At 30.2% G+C, this 18,174-nt stretch carries 13 protein-coding genes; 7 read left to right on the top strand and 6 right to left on the bottom strand.

The window, feature by feature from the left end; genetic code table 11:
• Nucleotides 1-66: 66 nt before the first annotated feature.
• Together A0O34_RS04645 and A0O34_RS04640 are read left to right on the top strand one after the other, a co-directional pair.
• Nucleotides 67-681, top strand: a complete 615-nt coding sequence (locus A0O34_RS04645; RefSeq protein ID WP_066751836.1) for a hypothetical protein — start codon at nucleotides 67-69, stop codon at nucleotides 679-681.
• A gap of 110 nt (nucleotides 682-791) precedes the next feature.
• Nucleotides 792-1,019, top strand: coding sequence for a phosphate ABC transporter substrate-binding protein (locus tag A0O34_RS04640; protein WP_066751833.1), 228 nt, complete (start codon nucleotides 792-794; stop codon nucleotides 1,017-1,019).
• 1,813 nt (nucleotides 1,020-2,832) lie between these two features.
• Here the strand turns inward: A0O34_RS04640 and A0O34_RS04635 are convergent.
• The 5 genes from A0O34_RS04635 to A0O34_RS04615 form a co-directional block, all read right to left on the bottom strand.
• Nucleotides 2,833-4,338, bottom strand: coding sequence for a helix-turn-helix transcriptional regulator (locus tag A0O34_RS04635; RefSeq protein ID WP_066751831.1), 1,506 nt, complete (start codon nucleotides 4,336-4,338; stop codon nucleotides 2,833-2,835).
• Nucleotides 4,339-4,916: 578 nt separating this feature from the next.
• Nucleotides 4,917-6,434, bottom strand: a complete 1,518-nt coding sequence (locus tag A0O34_RS04630) for a helix-turn-helix transcriptional regulator (RefSeq protein WP_066751829.1) — start codon at nucleotides 6,432-6,434, stop codon at nucleotides 4,917-4,919.
• Nucleotides 6,435-7,006: 572 nt separating this feature from the next.
• Nucleotides 7,007-8,515 (bottom strand): tetratricopeptide repeat protein, encoded by a 1,509-nt coding sequence (locus A0O34_RS04625; protein ID WP_066751827.1) that lies wholly within the window; start codon nucleotides 8,513-8,515, stop codon nucleotides 7,007-7,009.
• Nucleotides 8,516-8,751: 236 nt separating this feature from the next.
• The gene (locus A0O34_RS04620; protein ID WP_066751825.1) at nucleotides 8,752-9,087 is read right to left on the bottom strand and encodes a hypothetical protein; all 336 of its coding nucleotides are present in this window, start codon (nucleotides 9,085-9,087) and stop codon (nucleotides 8,752-8,754) included.
• A gap of 9 nt (nucleotides 9,088-9,096) precedes the next feature.
• Complete coding sequence (locus tag A0O34_RS04615; RefSeq protein ID WP_066751822.1) at nucleotides 9,097-9,525, bottom strand: helix-turn-helix domain-containing protein; 429 nt, start codon at nucleotides 9,523-9,525, stop codon at nucleotides 9,097-9,099.
• Between the two features lie 744 nt (nucleotides 9,526-10,269).
• On the opposite strand from A0O34_RS04615, the gene A0O34_RS04610 reads away from it, so the two are divergent.
• A complete protein-coding gene (locus A0O34_RS04610; RefSeq protein WP_066751820.1) occupies nucleotides 10,270-11,808 on the top strand; it encodes a SulP family inorganic anion transporter in 1,539 nt (512 codons plus the stop codon).
• Nucleotides 11,809-12,067: 259 nt separating this feature from the next.
• Here the strand turns inward: A0O34_RS04610 and fusA are convergent, their stop codons facing one another.
• A complete protein-coding gene (gene fusA, locus A0O34_RS04605; protein WP_066751818.1) occupies nucleotides 12,068-14,134 on the bottom strand; it encodes an elongation factor G in 2,067 nt (688 codons plus the stop codon).
• A gap of 805 nt (nucleotides 14,135-14,939) precedes the next feature.
• Here fusA and A0O34_RS04600 point away from each other — a divergent pair.
• From A0O34_RS04600 to A0O34_RS04585, 4 genes are read left to right on the top strand one after another with little or no spacing between them, the layout of a single operon-like run.
• Entirely contained in the window at nucleotides 14,940-15,608 is a 669-nt protein-coding gene (locus tag A0O34_RS04600; protein WP_066751816.1) for an HAD family hydrolase, read from the top strand.
• Between the two features lie 5 nt (nucleotides 15,609-15,613).
• Nucleotides 15,614-16,438 (top strand): phosphoribosyltransferase family protein, encoded by an 825-nt coding sequence (locus A0O34_RS04595; protein ID WP_066751813.1) that lies wholly within the window; start codon nucleotides 15,614-15,616, stop codon nucleotides 16,436-16,438.
• Nucleotides 16,428-16,982, top strand: a complete 555-nt coding sequence (locus A0O34_RS04590) for a TerD family protein (RefSeq protein WP_066751810.1) — start codon at nucleotides 16,428-16,430, stop codon at nucleotides 16,980-16,982. Before A0O34_RS04595 ends, A0O34_RS04590 begins: the two co-directional genes overlap by 11 nt.
• 6 nt (nucleotides 16,983-16,988) lie before the next feature.
• Nucleotides 16,989-18,167, top strand: a complete 1,179-nt coding sequence (locus A0O34_RS04585) for a toxic anion resistance protein (protein ID WP_082891095.1) — start codon at nucleotides 16,989-16,991, stop codon at nucleotides 18,165-18,167.
• The last annotated feature ends 7 nt before the right edge of the window (nucleotides 18,168-18,174 follow it).

Genomic DNA, 18,174 nt, shown 5'->3' with positions numbered 1-18,174 from the left:
TTTGTTACGCTTCGCTACACAAAAGGATGTCGTTGCAATCGGGGCTAGGAATAAAAACTGTATAAAATGATAAAACTTTTTAACGTAATCGAAATCTGTCCTTTTAAATACTCGAAGGAAGAGTATGAATTACCAGAACTAGTAGATCCTCGAAGCTCTGAAGATTTATATGAAAGATGGCAAAAAGCTATTGCAACATTGAATCTAGACTTGAATCCAATTAAAAGAGGTTCTTATTTTGTGGATATTGAAACTGTAGATGATGAAAATTTAAAAATTATTTTAAAAGTAATTTTTGAAGATATTGAGATAGAGGGAAATGATTTTCTAGCTTCATTTAATAGAGGTCTTATTTTAACGGAAAACGATGAAGTTTTAATTGAACCTACTTGCTGCAGTGATCTTGAAAATTTAAAAGATTGGCAATATATTTTTGAAAATAATTCATCAGAATGGTCAAAATTATGGATCGGGCATCCGTGGATATTCTATAAAAAAGAAAATGGGAAAATTCAATTTTCAGATTATACCGAGTATATGTTGAGTGAATTGGAAAATATAGAATCTGTTTTTGAAGTTGATGAATCAGATTTAAAAACTGAAATTAATAAAATGAAAGAACGACAAATAAATTTCAATAATAGAGTTATAAACATTTTAAAAGAAATTTTAACTGCGTAAAAAGAATGCGCATTACAGCAATATCTTTGCAACAACAAAAAACAATAACCATGAATTATTATAAAAAATGTCTTAAAGAAGCAGTGTATTGAGGTTAATACTCAATACTTATGAAAAAATTAAAAGCATTAAGACAATCTTTCGGAATCAATGAATATGGATTAATTGATTTCCCGAATAAAATTTCAAATGTACAGGTTTCCAGAATTTTAAATGGAAATGAAATGGGGTGCTCGTGGTGTTTTCCACATGGCTTTGAAACCATAAATTCTAAGCAGGATAAGTTTCAAAGAAATTGGAAAAAATACAGAAAAACCCAATGGAAAAATAAAAAGTAAGTGTCGTAAAACAGAATTTCTTCGTTTAAGGGACAGCAATACAGGTTCGAATCCTGTTCTCGAAAATTCGGGATGGCGTAAATGGTATCGCTCTGTCAGTAAGTTTCTGTTTGATTTTTTACCTTACTTAAAAAAATAGTCGATGCCGTAAGAAAGAGTTCCTTCGACTTTTCATTGAATTTAAAACTCTTTCAAATTTTTGCTCGATTTTAAAATTAAAGCATACAAATACAAATCAAGTGTCGTCTTGGAATCATACTTCGATATTTAATCATTTGGTCGCAGGTTCGATTCCTGCCTTTTCTGTTGTAAACGAAATGTAGCTCAGTTGGTAGAGCAAATGAACTGAAAGATTCTGCAATTATTACCTTGATTTAAAAATAAAGAGTGCCGTTAGAGAAAACTTACTTCGGTTAATTTGGTTCGACTCCAGAATAAACCTGAAAATGGTTTATATTTTTATAGTTTTCTTGTATTTTGCCTCTTTTTTAATTTAAAAATAAAAACAAGTGCCGTAGAATAGTGTTACTTCACTCATTACGATGGGGTCACGGGTTCGAAATGCAAGGCATTCGTGAATACAAAAATAAAAATAAGAAAGAATGAACAATCCCGTCTCTTCCACAATCTAAAACACACAATCTAAATAGGAAGAGTAGCTCAGTTGGTTAGAGCACGACTACGCTTTTTGCTTATCGCCTTGTTTTTTCTAAAATAAAAGTGTCGTAGAGAAAAGTTCCATCGTACCATTTAAAGGGGAGGAATAACGAAGTTGGTAAATCCAACAAGGTTATCCGGTTCGATTCCGGCAAACGAATGCCCCGTACTTTTCTTGATAATTACCTTTTAATACAAAAACCCGATAATAATTATTTTATCGGTTTTTTTTGAAAATATATTAAAAATTGAATGTTTCAAATGTAATTAATGAAAAAGAAAATAAAAAGGCAATATGTTTTATATTGCCCTTTTCCATCTAATGTTTTTTCATCTTGTGTTTTAGTAAAATAAAATCAGAGTTTTTTAATAATTGTTACGACTAATCTTTTTTTGAATTATATCACAGAATATGGGGGCATTATCTATTGATATAAATTTTTCATCATTTGTATTTTTTAAATAAATCTTACTATTGCTGTCTGATTAATTTTACTGATGCAAATAGAAGTAAATTTTCTTCAATATCAAAAAAATCGATATACCATTTATATACTATTTTAGGTTATGGTATTGGTAATCAGTTTAATAAATTATTCATAAGTAATTGAGTATTCTTTAATTTGATTGGTATTATGTATTTTATAAACTTTATTGAACAGTAAATAAAATATATGTTTTATGTAAGAATTAAAAAAAATAAATCTTTTTGTTTGTACTCTTTTTTCTGATCGAATTTATAACCTGTAGATATATTAATTATAAAAAAGGCTCTAAATAAATAATTTAGAACCTTATTGTCAAAACCTTATTATGATATACTAGTTTTCATTTTTTAATAGCATAAGGGCAATATAAAATGAGAATATTACCCTTTCTCAGCTATTGATTTTCATCATTGTGTGTTTAATCTACCGTTTTAGCTTGGGAATTTTAATACGGTAGTTTTTTTCATTTGTGTTAATTTCTATCGGTTAGATCTCATCAATTTTACTTGGAGTATTTTTTCATCATTTGTGTTCGGAAGTTTTTATGATCAGATCTCCGATTGATTTTACTGATGCAAATAGAAGCAAAAATCATGAAAACATAAAAAAAATAGTATACCATTTGTATACTATTTTCACTTAACTATTTGAAGGTTAGCTGTATAATTTTATTGTTCTTGCTTGGAAGTTAAATTTCTTAACCACATTCCCATATCTTCTTCAGTTTGCATACCGAATTTTTTCCTTAAATTTTGTCTTCTGTTGCGTATTGTGTTGATAGATTTGAAAGTATATTCTGCAATATCCTTAATACTGAACCCTAAAAATGTATAAGCGCAAAGTATAAGTTCGGAAGTTCTTAAAGTTGGATTTGTTTCTAATAACTTTCTTTGAAATTCAGGATAGACTTCCTGAAAACGGAAATAGAAAGATGGGTCATTCTTTTTTGCCAATTCTACTACATCGGTATAAGCATCATTTATTTTTAGCTGCAGCTCTTGGGTCTCAGAATTTTTCTGATCAATTATTTCTTCCTTATTTTGTAAAGTGGTGGCGGCTTCTTGAATAATTGTATCTTTATGCTTAAGGTTTTTTCTTAAAACCCTATAAATAAAAAAGAATAAGATAAGAAGTGCTAAAATACCAATGGAGATTAGTATATATTTTTGAAGTTCAGAAGATTTATATTCTTCTTCTTTGTCTTTTAAAAGAATATTAAGTGCAGATTCTACATTTTTATTCCTTTCAGTTAATAATTTTTTTTGAAGATCAGAATAGATGGCCAGATATTCATGCTGCTTTTCCTTGTCTCCTAATTTCCCGTAAAGGTCTGAAATTTTGTTATAAAGATCATTGTTTACGAAATGATAGGGAGTGATATTTTGCTCTTTTATATTTTGAATCGCTTTATCATAAAAATCTATTGCTAAATTATATTTTTTTTGACTAGAGTAGTAATCACCAAATGCCGTGTAATTAAAGAAAAGTACGGGATCGTGATATTTTTGAGTTATCTGAATGCTTTTTTGATAATAATAAAGAGCAGAATCCGGTATTTTCTCCTGAAATTCTGTGCCTTTATATCTGTAAAAATCGGCTAATTCTAAATGGGTATCTTTTTCAGGTAATTTTTTTAACTCTTTAAAACATAATTCAGAATAATATTTAGCAGAATCGGGCTTTGTTGAGCCAATATTCAAGTAAGTTCTTTGGAGTAAAATAATAGCGTCTTTGTTATTTTGATTTTTCAGAAGTTTGACAATGCCTGGCAATTCTTTATTAAACTGCGAATTTAATCCTAAACTGTAATAATTAAAGGCTTTTATTTCCTTGAGCTGAGCCTGTATGAGCTTGCTTTTTTTTGTATAAGGCTGCTGAGATGCTTTATTTATATAAGAGAAACTTTCTTTTTGCAGTTCCAAAAAGGATAAAGCACGCGCAATATTATAATAGCTCTCTGCTATTTTTTGCGAATCTTCTGTTTGTTCTGCTAAAATACTGGCTTGTTTAGCGTATTTTAATTGATCCAGATTGTTAAATTCTTTTCTACTTTGCTCTGCTTGTTGTAATAACTGATCTATTTCCTTGAACTGATTTTGGCAGAACATGAAATTTGAAATAAGGATAACAACAAATGCTATACTGTTTTTTATAAAAGTATTTTTATTGATCATACTAACTTTCGCCCCCTAAAGTTGTATAATTATTTTTGGGATTATTGCAAAAATAAAACAATTATATTGAAAATATATTAAATAATATTTTTTTTAATTATTTTTTTTAACTGATGGATGAAATTCTATGAATTAGAATATTTGAGGAGTTTAGAAGGTCTTGAAAATAAAAAATTAATAGCAAAAGGATAAGTATTTGGATGAGAAATATTATCCTTTATCTGCTATTAATTTTCATCATTGTGTGTTTTTGGTTTGCATCAGAAAAAATTGGGGCATTTTACTGATACTTTTTTTCCATCATTTGTGTGTTTTTAAGATTACCGTCTTGGCTTGGGATCAATCCGGTAATCTTTCTTTCATTTTTACTTTCTAGTAAATCTTTTGATTAATAAGATTAATTTTCTTTGTGTTTGTGTTTTTTTCATCATTTGTGTTTTAAAGTTTTTTTAATCAAACTTTCCAATTGATTTACTGATGCAAATAGAAACAAAATCCATGAAAAAGCAAAAAAAGTAGTATACCATTTATATACTACTTTTGTATAATATTTTGACTATTAGCATTTTAAATTTATTTTACAATTTTTCACTTATTAAATTTCTTAACCAAATCCCCATATCTTCTTCAGTTTGTATGCTGAATTTTTTTCTTAGGTTTTGTTTTCTGTTACGAATTGTGTTCACAGATTTAAATGTATACTCTGCAATGTCTTTAGTTGTAAAACCTAGAAATGTATAGGCGCAAAGTATGAGTTCGGTTGTCCTTAAGTTTTGACTATATTCTAATAACTTTTTTTGAAATTCAGGATACACTTCCAGAAAGCGAAAATAAAAAGAAGGACTATTATTTTTAGCGAGTTCTATTATTTCAGTATAGGCGTTATTTACTTTTTGTTGAAGTTCTTCTGCTTCAACATTCTTTTTTGAAATTATTTCCTCTTTTCGCTGTAAAGTATTTGTGAATTCTGAGATTGCAGATTCTTTATATTTTAAATTTTTTCTCATTAGAATATAAACATATAATGATATGATTATAAAGATCGAAGTTCCGATAAATATCCATGCGTATTTTTTCTCTTGCGCAGAATTATATTCATTTTTTTTATCAATTAAAATGATGTTTAATGCATAATCAACGTTTCTGCTCTTTTCCAAACTAAGTTGATTTTCCTTTTTGGAATAAATCTCTGCAAACTCATCTTGCTTTTTTTTGTTATCTAAAATACCATATAAGTCAGAGATTTTTTTGTTTATATAATTAAAGGGTATTTGGTTTACCGAATATTCTTTCATATTCTCAATTGCTTTTAGATATAATTCTAAAGCTTTTTCGTATTGTTTTTGGTTTTCATAATAGCTTCCAAATACCATATATTGTGTAAAGAGTATTGGATCTTTGTATTTTAGTTTTAATTCATAGCTTTTTTTGAAATAGTACAATGTAGAATCTGCATTTTCCTTTTTCAGGAAAGCATTTCCTAGGCTTATGTAATGCTCACAAAATGCATTGTGGAATTTAGATACAGGTAATCTTTCTAATTCTTTGGCCGATAATCTGTAATATATGAATGCGGAATCTATCTTGTTTTCGTCGAAGTAGTGATTGGCAATATTATCATATGTTCTAGATATTATTTTAATAGAAGGAGAATCATTATTTCCTTTTAAAAGTTCCAGAATTTTATAAAGTTCCGCTGAGCCTTGAGATTTTAATGATAAAACGTAATAATTATATGATTTTAATTCGTTTAGTTTAGCTTGAAGAACGGGTGTTTGTTTCGTAAACTTTTGTTTTGAAGCTTTTTCTATATAATATAAGCTCTCTTTTTGTAGTTCTAGAGAGCATAATGCACGGGCTAGTACGTAACTACTTTCAGATATCAGTTTAGAATTATTGGTTTTTTCTGCAAGAATATTAGCCTCTTTAGCTAATTTTAGTTCTTCAAAATCACGATATTCAGTATGATTTTTCTGAGCTTTTTTTAGTAATTTATCAATTTTTATTAATTGGCTATCCTGACATGCTGCCAAATTCGAAAATAGAATAAAAAAAATAAGTATACTGTTTTTTATGAAAGATTTTTCTTTGATCATGTCACTTTTGCCCTTAAAATGTGTGATTATTATTTATTAAGGCAAAAATAGATAGATATTTTGAATAATAATTAAAATTTAATCATTTTAATTATATTTTTAATAATTGTGAAATAGTATTAATGAGTTAAGATAAATTTTAGCTGAATTTAAATAGTTTAGGTTAAAAAAAAGAAAATTAATAGCAGAAGGGTAAATACTTGGATGAGAAATATTACCCTTTCTCAGCTATTAATTTTCATCATTGTGTGTTTTTGTTTTGTATCAGAAAAATTAGGGGCATTTTACTGATACGTTTTTTCATCATTTGTGTTTTTAATACTTACCGTTTTTATTTGAGGCTTAATACGATAAGTTTTTTTTCATTTTTACTTTTTAGTAGATCCTTAGATTGATGTGATTAAATTTTTAAAATTATTTTTCATCATTTGTGTTGTAGTTTTTTTTAATCGTACTCTCTATTGATTTACTGATGCAAATAGAAACAAAATTCATGAAAAAGCAAAAAAAGTAGTATACCATTTGTATACTACTTTCGTTTAATTTACTGATAATGAATGTGTTAAATTTATTTATGGATTTGGGTCAATTAAATTTCTTAACCAAATCCCCATATCTTCTTCTGTTTGTAAATTGAATTTTTTCCTTAAATTCTGTTTTCGGTTACGAACTGTGTTCACAGACTTAAATGTATAATCGGCAATATCCTTAATATTGAATCCTAAAAATGTATAAGCGCAAAGTATAAGTTCCGTCGTTCTAAAGTTTGGATTGATTTCCAATATTTTTTTCTGAAACTCCGGATATACTTCCTGAAAACGAAAATAAAATGAAGGATCATTGTTTTTCGCTAAATATGTTACTTCTTGATAGGAATCATTTACTTTTAGCTGAAGTTGTTTTGTCTCGTGATCTTTTTGGGTAATAATTTCCTCTTTATTCTGCAAACTACTCGTCGCTTCGGAGATTAGACTTTCTTTCAGTTTTATGTCTTTATTAAGTAATTTATAAAGGAAGAAAAAGAAAATAAGTAATGAAAGTATAACAATAGAAATGTATACGTAATTTTTTTCTTGGGCTTTCTTATATTCATCAGCTTTATCTTTTAAAATAATATTCAGCGCATATTCTGTGTTTTTATTTCTTTCAGTAAGCATTTTACTTTCTTTTTCAGAAAATATTTTCTCATATTCTTTATACTGGGTCTCTTTTCCCATCATATGATACATTTCTGATATCTTTTTATAAATGTCTGGGGAATATGTACGAAGAACAGAGTGTTCCTTCATATTTTGAATTGATTTTAAATAGAACTCCAGTGCTTTTTGATAATTTTTTTGTTCAGAATAATAGTCTCCCAATGAAATATATTCTGCAAAAAGTAAAGGATCTTTATATTTTTGCTTTAAATCGAAACTTTTTTGAATATAATATAAAGAAGAGTCTGCATTTTTTTTCTTCAAAAATGCTTTTGCTATATAGTTGTAGAGATAGGCTTTGTTCTTAAAAATATCTTTTTCGGGTATTTTTTTTAATTGATCAGATTTTAGTCTATAATAAACAAAAGCAGAGTCTATATTATTTTCATAATAGTAATAATTTCCGATTTGTCCGTAGATTCTTGCCAGTAATTTTATAGATTCTGGATCATTCCGTTTCTCAATAATTTGTCTGGCTTCAAATAATTCCTGTAAACCCTCAGACTTTAGTCCTAAGGAAATATAATCATAGGACTTTAGTTCTTTTAATTTTGATTGTAAAAGAATATTATTTTCTATAGATTCCTGTGTATAAGCTTTTTGTATGTAAGTTAAACTTTCTTTTTGCAGTTCTAAACTGGATAGTGAAAGTGCCAATTTATAGTAACTTTCTGCAATTATTTTAGAATCTCCGGTTTTTAGTGCTAAAATATTTGCCTTCTTTGAATACTTAAATGTTTCTAGATCTTTGTATGCTAGATTGCTTTTTTCTGCGGCTTTAAATAATTCGTCGATTTCTTGGAACTCCTTTTTCTGGCAGGCTATTAAACTTGAAATTAAGAGTATGGATAATAAAATGTTTTTCTTAATGAAACTAATCATTGGGGGATGTTTTTAACTTCGGGTTTTATAAGTCTATAATTATTAAAACTAAAACTCTCAATGAAGCAAAAGTACTACCATTTTTATGATTATTATGTAAAGAATAGTTTGTTGTGTGTAGATAATAATAACTGATGTTTCATTTGATTTAAATTTTTTACTATTAAAATGCTTATAATGAAATAAATAATGAATAATAAATAAAAAACGGATGAAATTTAATCCATCCGTTTTTTTTATTTTAAAGCTTCAAACTCTTCTTCAAAAGTTATTTTCCATTTAGCTAATGTGGTTCTGCTTATTTTATATTTACGAGACATATAGCTGGTAGAAAAACCGTGCTTCTTTTGATATTGCAAAAGTTTCAGCATTGTTTTCTTATCATAAGTTTTTAATTTCTGATTATTTTTCTGAGCTTCTTTGGATTGTTCAAACAATCTTTCATTAAAATTTAATACATCTTCACTCGTATTAAGATTTTTAATAAGCTGTTGTATTTTTGGATCTTTTAGCTTTTCAGGATGCTCAAGCCTTAGCATATCCTGGTATATTTTTGTGTAATTTGGGCGCATCAGGCTTTTTTATTCGTTAGTATCATCACTTTTCTGTAACCATCTGTGAAGGGTGCTCTTAGGAATTGAGTATTCTCTAATTACCTCACTTTGAGTCATTTCTCCGGAAAGAATTCTTTTAATAATAAATTCTTTAATCTCCTGAGTATAAATGTTTTTCCTGAAATAAGGTATTTTTTCAGATTTATTAGCATTTTTATTTACTGCAGATGGGGGAGCGTATAAGATAAGGTGTGAGCTGTAGAGCCTGAAAAAATCATACTCCAATAATTTACACCATCTTAAAAGAAGATCCGTATCCACAGACTTGCTTGTGTAGATGGCTTCAACAAAATCTTCATCTTTGTTCAAGAAATTACAGATTCTCTCTATTGCAATTTCTTTTTCTATAACTCTTTCTTTGATGAATTTTCCTATATGTATCTCTTTGTATAACATTTATTTAAATAAATATTTCTTTATTAAACATGTGCATTAAAAGAATGAATAGGCGTCTATTATTTTCTTCAGAAAAGAGATTTTTACATTCTGTTTCTTTCTTGAAATTTATAAAATGAAGAACAATTTGAATATAATTTATGTGAAATAACATAAAACCAACTTGGGCTTTATCTAATACAAAAATTAAATATAATTAATATATGGTTTGCTTAAAATCATTATTTATTGGCTAATGATTTTTTGTTTTCAGGTAGTTTTTATAGTAAAGAATTCTTTGTACTTTAAAGTTTGTACAACGATTCTTTTTTAATTCTCACTCCATTTGCTTAATAAAAACCGTATATACCTATTTCAAACTTCCTTTTTTTTATAAGTATGAATAATATATCACCTATTAAAGCTCTTTCATGCAATTTTATTTATCTAGTTTAAACCTTTGATTTTCCCTGATTTATTCGGCCTTTTTCCAAAAAAAATATGTTGGATAACTCCTATAATAACTCTTAGAAATTGATCAATTAGTTTGTATTCAAATATATAAAAATTAAGAATCAAACCAAAAAATGAATTAATAAATATTGTTAAAAATTTAAATTCAATTAAAAAGAAACTCAATAAATACACTTATTGGTGAAATAATACCATTTTTTCGCCATTATTATTGAATATTTTAACATAAAGTTGTGGCGTAAAAGTTTTATAATTGTATAAATTATTTCAAGTTCATACCTTTGTACCGAAATGAATAGTTATCTCAACATTTTCGATTTTTCAAAGAAAATAAACTACAAAAATGAGTTATTGGCTGGTTTTACAGTGGCCATGACCATGATTCCGGAATCTCTTTCGTTTGCAATTTTGGCAGGCCTTTCTCCATTGACGGGTTTATACGCAGCTTTTATGATGGGATTGGTAACTGCAATTTTAGGTGGTCGCCCTGGTATGGTGTCTGGCGGAGCAGGCGCAACAATTGTGGTTTTGATTGCTTTAATTAAAACTCATGGGATAGAATATCTTTTTGCAACGGTCGTTCTCGCTGGTATTTTTCAATTATTGGTAGGTGTTTTCAAACTCGGAAAATTTGTAAGATTAATTCCACAACCTGTAATGTATGGCTTTCTGAATGGTTTGGCAGTCATTATTTTTATGGCTCAGATCGAACAGTTTAAAATCACAGACAGCAACGGAGTGGTAGGTTGGCTTCAAGGTACATCCTTATATATTATGGCGGGTTTGACTGCTTTAACGATTGCCATTGTTTACATTTTTCCTAAAATCACAAAGATTATTCCGGCTTCTCTGGTCGCAATTTTAATTGTTTTTGCATTAGTTTTAGGTTTTAATATTCATACAAAAACGGTTGCAGACATTGCCAGCATCAGCGGAAGTCTTCCCAGTTTTCATATTCCGCAGATTCCTTTTTCATTAAAAACGTTAGAAATTATCTTTCCCTATGCGATGATTATGGCAGGAGTTGGGTTGATTGAATCTCTTCTTACCTTATCAATGGTTGATGAGATCACAGATTCCAAAGGAAGTACAAACCGCGAATCGGTTGCGCAGGGTATCGCTAATATTACCAACGGATTTTTCGGTGGAATGGGCGGTTGTGCAATGGTAGCGCAGACTTTAGTCAATTTAAATGCAGGCTCAAGGGCGAGATTATCAGGAATTATTGCATCAATTACTATTTTAATTATCATTTTAGTTGGCGCTCCGTTTATCGAAAAAATTCCAATGGCAGCTTTAGTTGGAGTAATGATGATGGTTGCGATCAGTACTTTTCAATGGGTTTCGATTAGAATCGTCAATAAAATGCCAAAGTCTGATATTTTTGTAGGAATTACGGTTGCTTTAATAACCATTGTTTTACATAATCTTGCGTTAGCAGTTCTGGTTGGAGTTATCATTTCTGCCTTAGTTTTTGCTTGGGATAATGCGAAAAGAATCAAAGCAAAAAAATATGTTGATGAAAAAGGAGTAAAATATTACGAAATATATGGACCATTATTTTTCGGTTCTGTAACAGCATTTACGGATAAATTTGATCCCGCAAATGATCCTGATGAAGTGATTATAGATTTCAAAGAAAGTCGAATTGTTGATATGAGTGCCCTCGATGCTTTAGATAAATTATCGAAAAGATACGCCCAGCAAAACAAAAAATTACATTTAAAATACCTAAGCGAAGACTGCAGAAAAATGCTGAAAAACGCAGAAGCAATCATTGAAGTCAACATCCAGGATGACCCGACTTATAAGGTAATGCCTGAGAAGTAGGAGGGTTGTAGAGTTTGAGGGTTTTAGAGTTTGAGAATGGGAGTGTTTTTAGAGTTTTGGAGCGGGTAGTCCCGAAGGGACGGCTTAGGAAAGGATCGTATGAAATGCGATCTATGAATATAATAAAGATATATTTGTCGTAAGAAAAAAATCTGCGTAATCAGCAAAATCCGCGAGAGAAAAAATTCACAATTCACAATTCACCATTCACTTTATAACCCAAACAAGGACTGCAAAATAAATTCACAGCCCTCGCTTTTTAAGTTATTAATGTATTTGAAATAAAATCAGGCACTAAAGCATAGTGCGACAATTTCATACTAATCGAAGCTCTACCGCTCGTCAGCGTTCTCAGATCAGAAATATATCCGAAAGTAGAAGCCAAAGGAACTTCCGCAGTGAAAATTTTTCTACCTGATCTTTCATCAATTGAAGTAATAATTCCTCTTCTTTTATTGATGTCAGCAGTCACGGCCCCAGTATATTCTTCAATACTTTGAATCTCAACTTGCATGATGGGTTCCAATAATTTTGGTTTGCACTGTTTTGCAATTGCTCTGAAACCGTCTCTTGCAGAAATTTCAAAATCATAAGCACCCGAATCTTCGGAGTGAGTGGAACCGTCAAGAAGTGTAATTTTCATGCTTTCCAAAGGATATCCATTTATGGCTCCGTTTTCCATTGCTTCTCTGAAACCTTTTTCTACGGAAGGAATAAATTCACTAGGAATAACTCCGCCTTTAATTTTATTAATGAATTCTAACCCGATTTCATTATGATCTCTAGGTCCGATTTCAAAAGTAATATCCGCAAATTGTCCGTTTCCTCCGTTTTGTTTCACTAATTTTTCTCTGTGAATTCTAGTTTCGGTTAAAATTTCCTTGTACGAAACTTTAGGTTTTCCTTGATTGATCTCAATTCCGTGATTCAATCTGATCTTTTCTAAAGTAACCTCAAGATGTAATTCGCCCAAACCACTCAATAAAGTTTCACCAGTTTGTTTGTCTCTTTCAACAACCAACGAAGGATCCTCTTCCTGAATTTTAGCTAAAACCAAACCGAAAGATTTCTCGTCAGCATTCGTTTTAGGTTCAATTGAAACTCGGATAACTGGAGCTGGAATCGTGATCGCTTCCAAAACTACAGGCCTTTGAAGAGAAGATAAAGAATCTCCTGTTTTAGCATCTTTTATTCCTGTTAAAGCGATGATATCACCATCTTTCGCTTCTTCAATGGTTAACGTTTTATTCGACTGCATTTGCAAAATCCTAGATATTCTGAAATTTTCATCAGTTCTCACATTGAGGACAGTATCACCAGATTTTATCTTTCCTGAATAGATTCTTACCATCGCTAGTTTTCCCATATGTTTATCAATCACAACCTTGAACACCAATCCTGAAAAAGTTTCTTCTTCATTTCTTTCCAATTCAATAGTTTCTTCTGTTGCAGGATTTTTTCCTTTAATTGAAGTCAATTGATTGGGAGCGGGAAGATAACTTACAATTGCATCGAGTAAAGGCTGAACTCCTTTATTCTTAAAAGCAGAACCGCATAAAACAGGAACAATTGCTCTTGTTTGACAAGCCCTTTTTATCGCTTCAATCATCATGTTCTCAGAAATTTGAGTTTCAGAATTCATGAAAGTTTCAAAGAACGTTTCGTCAGATTCGACCAATGTTTCCATTAATTTTAATCTGAATTCATCAGCTTCTACTTTATAATTTTCAGGAATTTCTTTTTCAATAATCGTTTCACCATTTTCATCCATCCAATACAAAGCTTTTTGCTTGATTAAATCAATCACTCCTTCAAAATTGTCTTCAGAACCAATTGGAATTTGTAAGGCCAAGGGAGCTGCATTCAATTTAGTCTTGATTTCGTTTAAAACAGCAAAGAAATCAGCTCCAATTCTATCCATTTTATTGATAAAACAGATTTTAGAAATTCCATGTTTCTCCGCCTGGAACCAAACATTCTCAGTTTGTGGCTGAACTCCCGAAGAAGCACAGAAAACAGCGACAACGCTATCCAGAACTCGTAAAGAACGTTCAACTTCCACTGCGAAATCAATGTGTCCGGGAGTATCAATGATGTTGATATTAAAAATGGTATCATCCTTTTTCCATTGTGTGGAAATGGCAGCAGATGAAATGGTAATTCCTCGGTTTTTTTCCTGAATATCTTTATCCATCGTTGTATTTCCTTCGTCTACGTTTCCTATTTTGTGGATCATTCCTGTGTAATAAAGCAATCTTTCCGTGAGTGTTGTTTTTCCGGCATCGACGTGCGCTATTATCCCTATATTTCGTGTGTTGTATTTCATTTTGTTAAATTTAAATTGTTGATTTTTAAGGTTATACTTGAATTTTAAACGTAAATATTTATTAGTCTTACCATTTTATTTAGTAAGAAAATTTTTCTTTTCGTTAAAAAATTTAAGACGACCAACTTGAATTTTCGAAAGCTGGAAATTGGGTAGCAAAAAAGACCTATCTGGATAGACAGGCCTTTAATTATATTTTGATTTTATAAAGGTCGATACTATTCAGATAAATATTCAGTGCTACCAAAGAACACAGCTCTGATAGGATTGTTTAAAGTTATAATATTTATCATTTTTGTTGACATTGTTGATTGTTAATCGGTTGCGAAATTATAAAAAATATTTAAATCACAAAAACTTTTTTTAATTTTTTTCAAACGACAGAAAATTGAAGAAATAAAATGCTTGGTTTGTTAAATTATTTTTAACGCAAAGCTCACAAAGATTTTTTTGAAATGATTGAAAATATTTTTCGTTCGCAAAGGCGTTTCACTCAGCCAAGCCGTTCTGCTATCATTTGCTGAACGAAGTGCCTTTGCGAACGAAAAATATTTTCAAAGAATTAAACGAAACCTAGCGATCATAGCGTTAAAAAAAGGAATTTTCTTAGATCAAATATTAAATTCAAATTACGGGAAATCATAAAAATATCTTAAAACATAGAAGTACATTTATCCATTAATAAGAAAAATTCTATCTTTGGGAAAACTGAAAATTTTAAACACGAATTGATGACAGCAAATAGTAACCATTTAAAACATCTTTTTCAAGAAAAGCTAAATAAAAACTTTTAACTTAAACCATTTTGAAAACAGATATAGACATCCACAATCACTCACATTTTTCTTTTGATTTGTGGCTTACCTTAATAAAATCTCACCCTGAATTTAAAGCAAAAAGAGTTGAGCTGTTCTCCTCATTTTTTAACGTAAATAAACCCATTGAAGAAGTTGCGAAAGTCGTAAAATATTATGATGATCTTTGTAATAATATCAATGAAGTATTGGGTGGGAATATTGATACTTTTGAAATTTATTTATTGATCTTAGGATCTTTGAATATTGATTTAAAACAGATAAATAAAGAAAAACTAAATGACTTTTATCTGAAAAGCGAAGAGTTGTTTTTAGAATATAAACCTGTTATTATTTTCGAAAATTTACATCAGTTTTTTGACGAAATTAAAAATCAGGGAAAAACGATTAATGTTTTAAGCAATACAGGATTTATCAAAGGAAAAACGATGAGAAAATTTCTTATCAATGAAAATTTGGATCAGTACATTGATTTCCATATTTATTCTGATGAACTGAATATTTCTAAACCGAATCCTCTTATTTTTCAGGAGGTAAAAAATAGAGTTAAAAATCAGAATCTGCCGATGGATCAGATTTTGCATATCGGAGATAATCCGATTGCAGATTACAAGGGAGCAAAGGATTTTGGATTTAATGCATATTTATTAAAAAACTAATAGAAATGAATAAAAGGTATAGTTTACACCACATTCATTCGGCGGATGAGTTTACTTTTTCGCCTGCAGAATACAGCTATTTCAAGTATGGCGATAAATCGTATGCTGAAAAATTTGCAAAAGAATTATTTGACGGATTTCTTTCTGCACACGAAGAAATTTTAAATACAGATAAAGAAATCGTGGTGTTGCCAAGTCCTTACATGGCAATTCCGACGGCTTCTAATTTTTTATGTTTTTACTTCAAAAAATATCTTGATTTTTATTTATTTCAGAAAGGAAAAAAGTCGAGTATTTTATCAAAAATCAATAGAAATCATACCTATACAACAGATTACGGAAATTTAAGTTTTGAAGACCGTAAAAATCTGATTGCCAATGATACTTATTATCTTGATAAAGATTTTTTAAGAGGAAAACTTTGTATTTTTATAGACGATATAAAAATTACAGGAAGTCATGAATTTACAGTGAATAAAATTTTGGATGAATTTGATGTGAAAGCAGATTTTTTATTCATGTATTATGCTGAATTGATGAATTTTGAGTTAGATCCAAAAATTGAAAACTTCTTCAATTACTACGCTGTGAAAGATGTAAAACATGTTGCAGAAGTAATGGTGAAGCCAAGTTTCCAGTTCAATACAAGGATCGTGAAATATATTTTAGGACTGGATTCAAGTAATTTTGAGTATCTTACGTCTAAAGTAACAAAAGAACATATGGATAACCTGCTGGAACTTGCGATCAGCAATAATTATCATTTAATAAAAGAATACGAAAACAATATAAACACTTTAACGCAAACTGAATTATATTATGGCTATTAACTTACAAAAAGGACAAAGAGAAAACATAAACGCACCTAAATTTACTGTAGGTTTAGGTTGGGACACCAATAATACATCTACCGGAACAGGATTCGACTTAGATGCGTCTTTATTTTTATTGGACGAGAACAAAAAGTTAGTTTCTGATAATCATTTTATTTTTTACAACAACCTTGAATCTCCGGACAAAGCGGTGATTCACTCTGGTGATAATTTGACGGGTGACGGAAATGGGGATGATGAGCAAATTAAAATCGATTTAACTAAAATTGATGATGCTGTAAAAGAAATTACAGTAGTCGTAACGATTCACGAAGCTGAATCCAGAAAACAAAACTTCGGACAAGTAAGAAATTCTTTCATCAGAATTTTTAACACAGAAACGAATGAAGAAATCTTAAAATATGAATTAGACGAAGATTTCTCAATCGAAACAGCCGTAGAATTCGGAAGAATCTACAACAGAAACGGAGAATGGAAATTTGAAGCTGTAGGAAGCGGACAAAGAGACGGTCTGGATAAGTTTGTATCAATCTATCAATAATTTACCATGGATAATCAAGAAAATCAACCGATTGATCCACTTGGATCTATTGAACCTCTAAAGACATTCGAACCTACTCCAATGGCTCCTCCGACACCGGTTCAGCCGGCAGCTCCAAGCATGCCTCCGGCTCCGCTTGTAGACAGAGACGGAAATGTAAACTTGACTCAGTTACAGATTGAAGAACGTAAAAAATACGAGACTCTTGCAGATTCTATCGATGAATCTAACCCTGGATCTATCGTCAATTTTGGGGCTGACCTTCAAAGAACACTTTCTAATCAGAGTGATAGTTTCTTAGGAAATGTAAGAAGATCAAATTCCGGAGAAGTAGGAGAGCTTATCAATAATCTATTGTTGGAGCTTAATTATGTAGATGTAGATGAATTAAATCAAAATAAATTCAAGAGCTTTTTAAGCAAACTGCCGTTCATGAAGAGTATCGTGGCGCAGATCGAGAATTTATTTACAAAATATGACAAGATCGTTAATAATATCGATCAGATCGCTTATAAAGTAAATGCCGGAATCATTACTTCTACAAAGGATAATGCTGTTTTGCAGACTATTTTTGAAAGTAATGTGAATGCCATCAAGCAAATCGAAGAATTGGTAATCGTCGGAAATCTGAGAATGGAAAAAGCTGGAGTTGAATTAGCTCAAATGGAAGCTGCTCCACAAACTTATCAGGATTATCAAATTGCTGATAAGAGAGATTTTATCGCGAGATTAGATAGAAGATTGGCGGATCTTAAAGTGGTTCGTTTGATTATGATGCAGTCTCTTCCACAGATCAGATTGGTTCAGAATAACAACGTTTCTATTGCTGAAAAAGCACAAACTATTTTGACGACAACGTTGCCACTTTGGAAAAATCAACTTTCATTGGCGGTTGCGATGTACAGACAGCAGCAGAATATTGAGATTCAACAGAAAGTTTCTGCTACAACAGAAGAAATTTTAAGAAAAAATGCAGAACGTCTGGGTCAGAATTCAGTAAACGTTGCAAGAGCAAACGAGCAAACGATCGTTTCTGTAGAAACATTGAGAGAAACAACTGCGAAACTTATCGGTACTTTGAACGAGGTGAAACAAATCCAAAAGCAAGGTGCAGAAGGCAGAAGAAAGCTGGATCAGGATCTACAGACATTGGAACACGAACTAAAAGCAAACGTCAGAGGATAATTAATAC

The sequence above is a fragment of the Chryseobacterium glaciei genome, from assembly GCF_001648155.1.
In the GTDB taxonomy this organism is placed as follows: domain Bacteria; phylum Bacteroidota; class Bacteroidia; order Flavobacteriales; family Weeksellaceae; genus Chryseobacterium; species Chryseobacterium glaciei.
This window is presented reverse-complemented; position numbering and strand designations above follow the sequence as displayed.

Bases quoted from the DNA above. Each gene is read 5' to 3' on its own strand.
- A0O34_RS04585 (WP_082891095.1), top strand. From the start codon at position 16,989: ATGGATAATCAAGAAAATCAACCGATTGATCCACTTGGATCTATTGAA.
- A0O34_RS04590 (WP_066751810.1), top strand. From the start codon at position 16,428: ATGGCTATTAACTTACAAAAAGGACAAAGAGAAAACATAAACGCACCT.
- A0O34_RS04645 (WP_066751836.1), top strand. From the start codon at position 67: ATGATAAAACTTTTTAACGTAATCGAAATCTGTCCTTTTAAATACTCG.
- fusA (WP_066751818.1), bottom strand. From the start codon at position 14,134: ATGAAATACAACACACGAAATATAGGGATAATAGCGCACGTCGATGCC.
- A0O34_RS04610 (WP_066751820.1), top strand. From the start codon at position 10,270: ATGAATAGTTATCTCAACATTTTCGATTTTTCAAAGAAAATAAACTAC.
- A0O34_RS04625 (WP_066751827.1), bottom strand. From the start codon at position 8,515: ATGATTAGTTTCATTAAGAAAAACATTTTATTATCCATACTCTTAATT.
- A0O34_RS04635 (WP_066751831.1), bottom strand. From the start codon at position 4,338: ATGATCAATAAAAATACTTTTATAAAAAACAGTATAGCATTTGTTGTT.
- A0O34_RS04595 (WP_066751813.1), top strand. From the start codon at position 15,614: ATGAATAAAAGGTATAGTTTACACCACATTCATTCGGCGGATGAGTTT.
- A0O34_RS04640 (WP_066751833.1), top strand. From the start codon at position 792: ATGAAAAAATTAAAAGCATTAAGACAATCTTTCGGAATCAATGAATAT.
- A0O34_RS04615 (WP_066751822.1), bottom strand. From the start codon at position 9,525: ATGTTATACAAAGAGATACATATAGGAAAATTCATCAAAGAAAGAGTT.
- A0O34_RS04630 (WP_066751829.1), bottom strand. From the start codon at position 6,434: ATGATCAAAGAAAAATCTTTCATAAAAAACAGTATACTTATTTTTTTT.
- A0O34_RS04620 (WP_066751825.1), bottom strand. From the start codon at position 9,087: ATGCGCCCAAATTACACAAAAATATACCAGGATATGCTAAGGCTTGAG.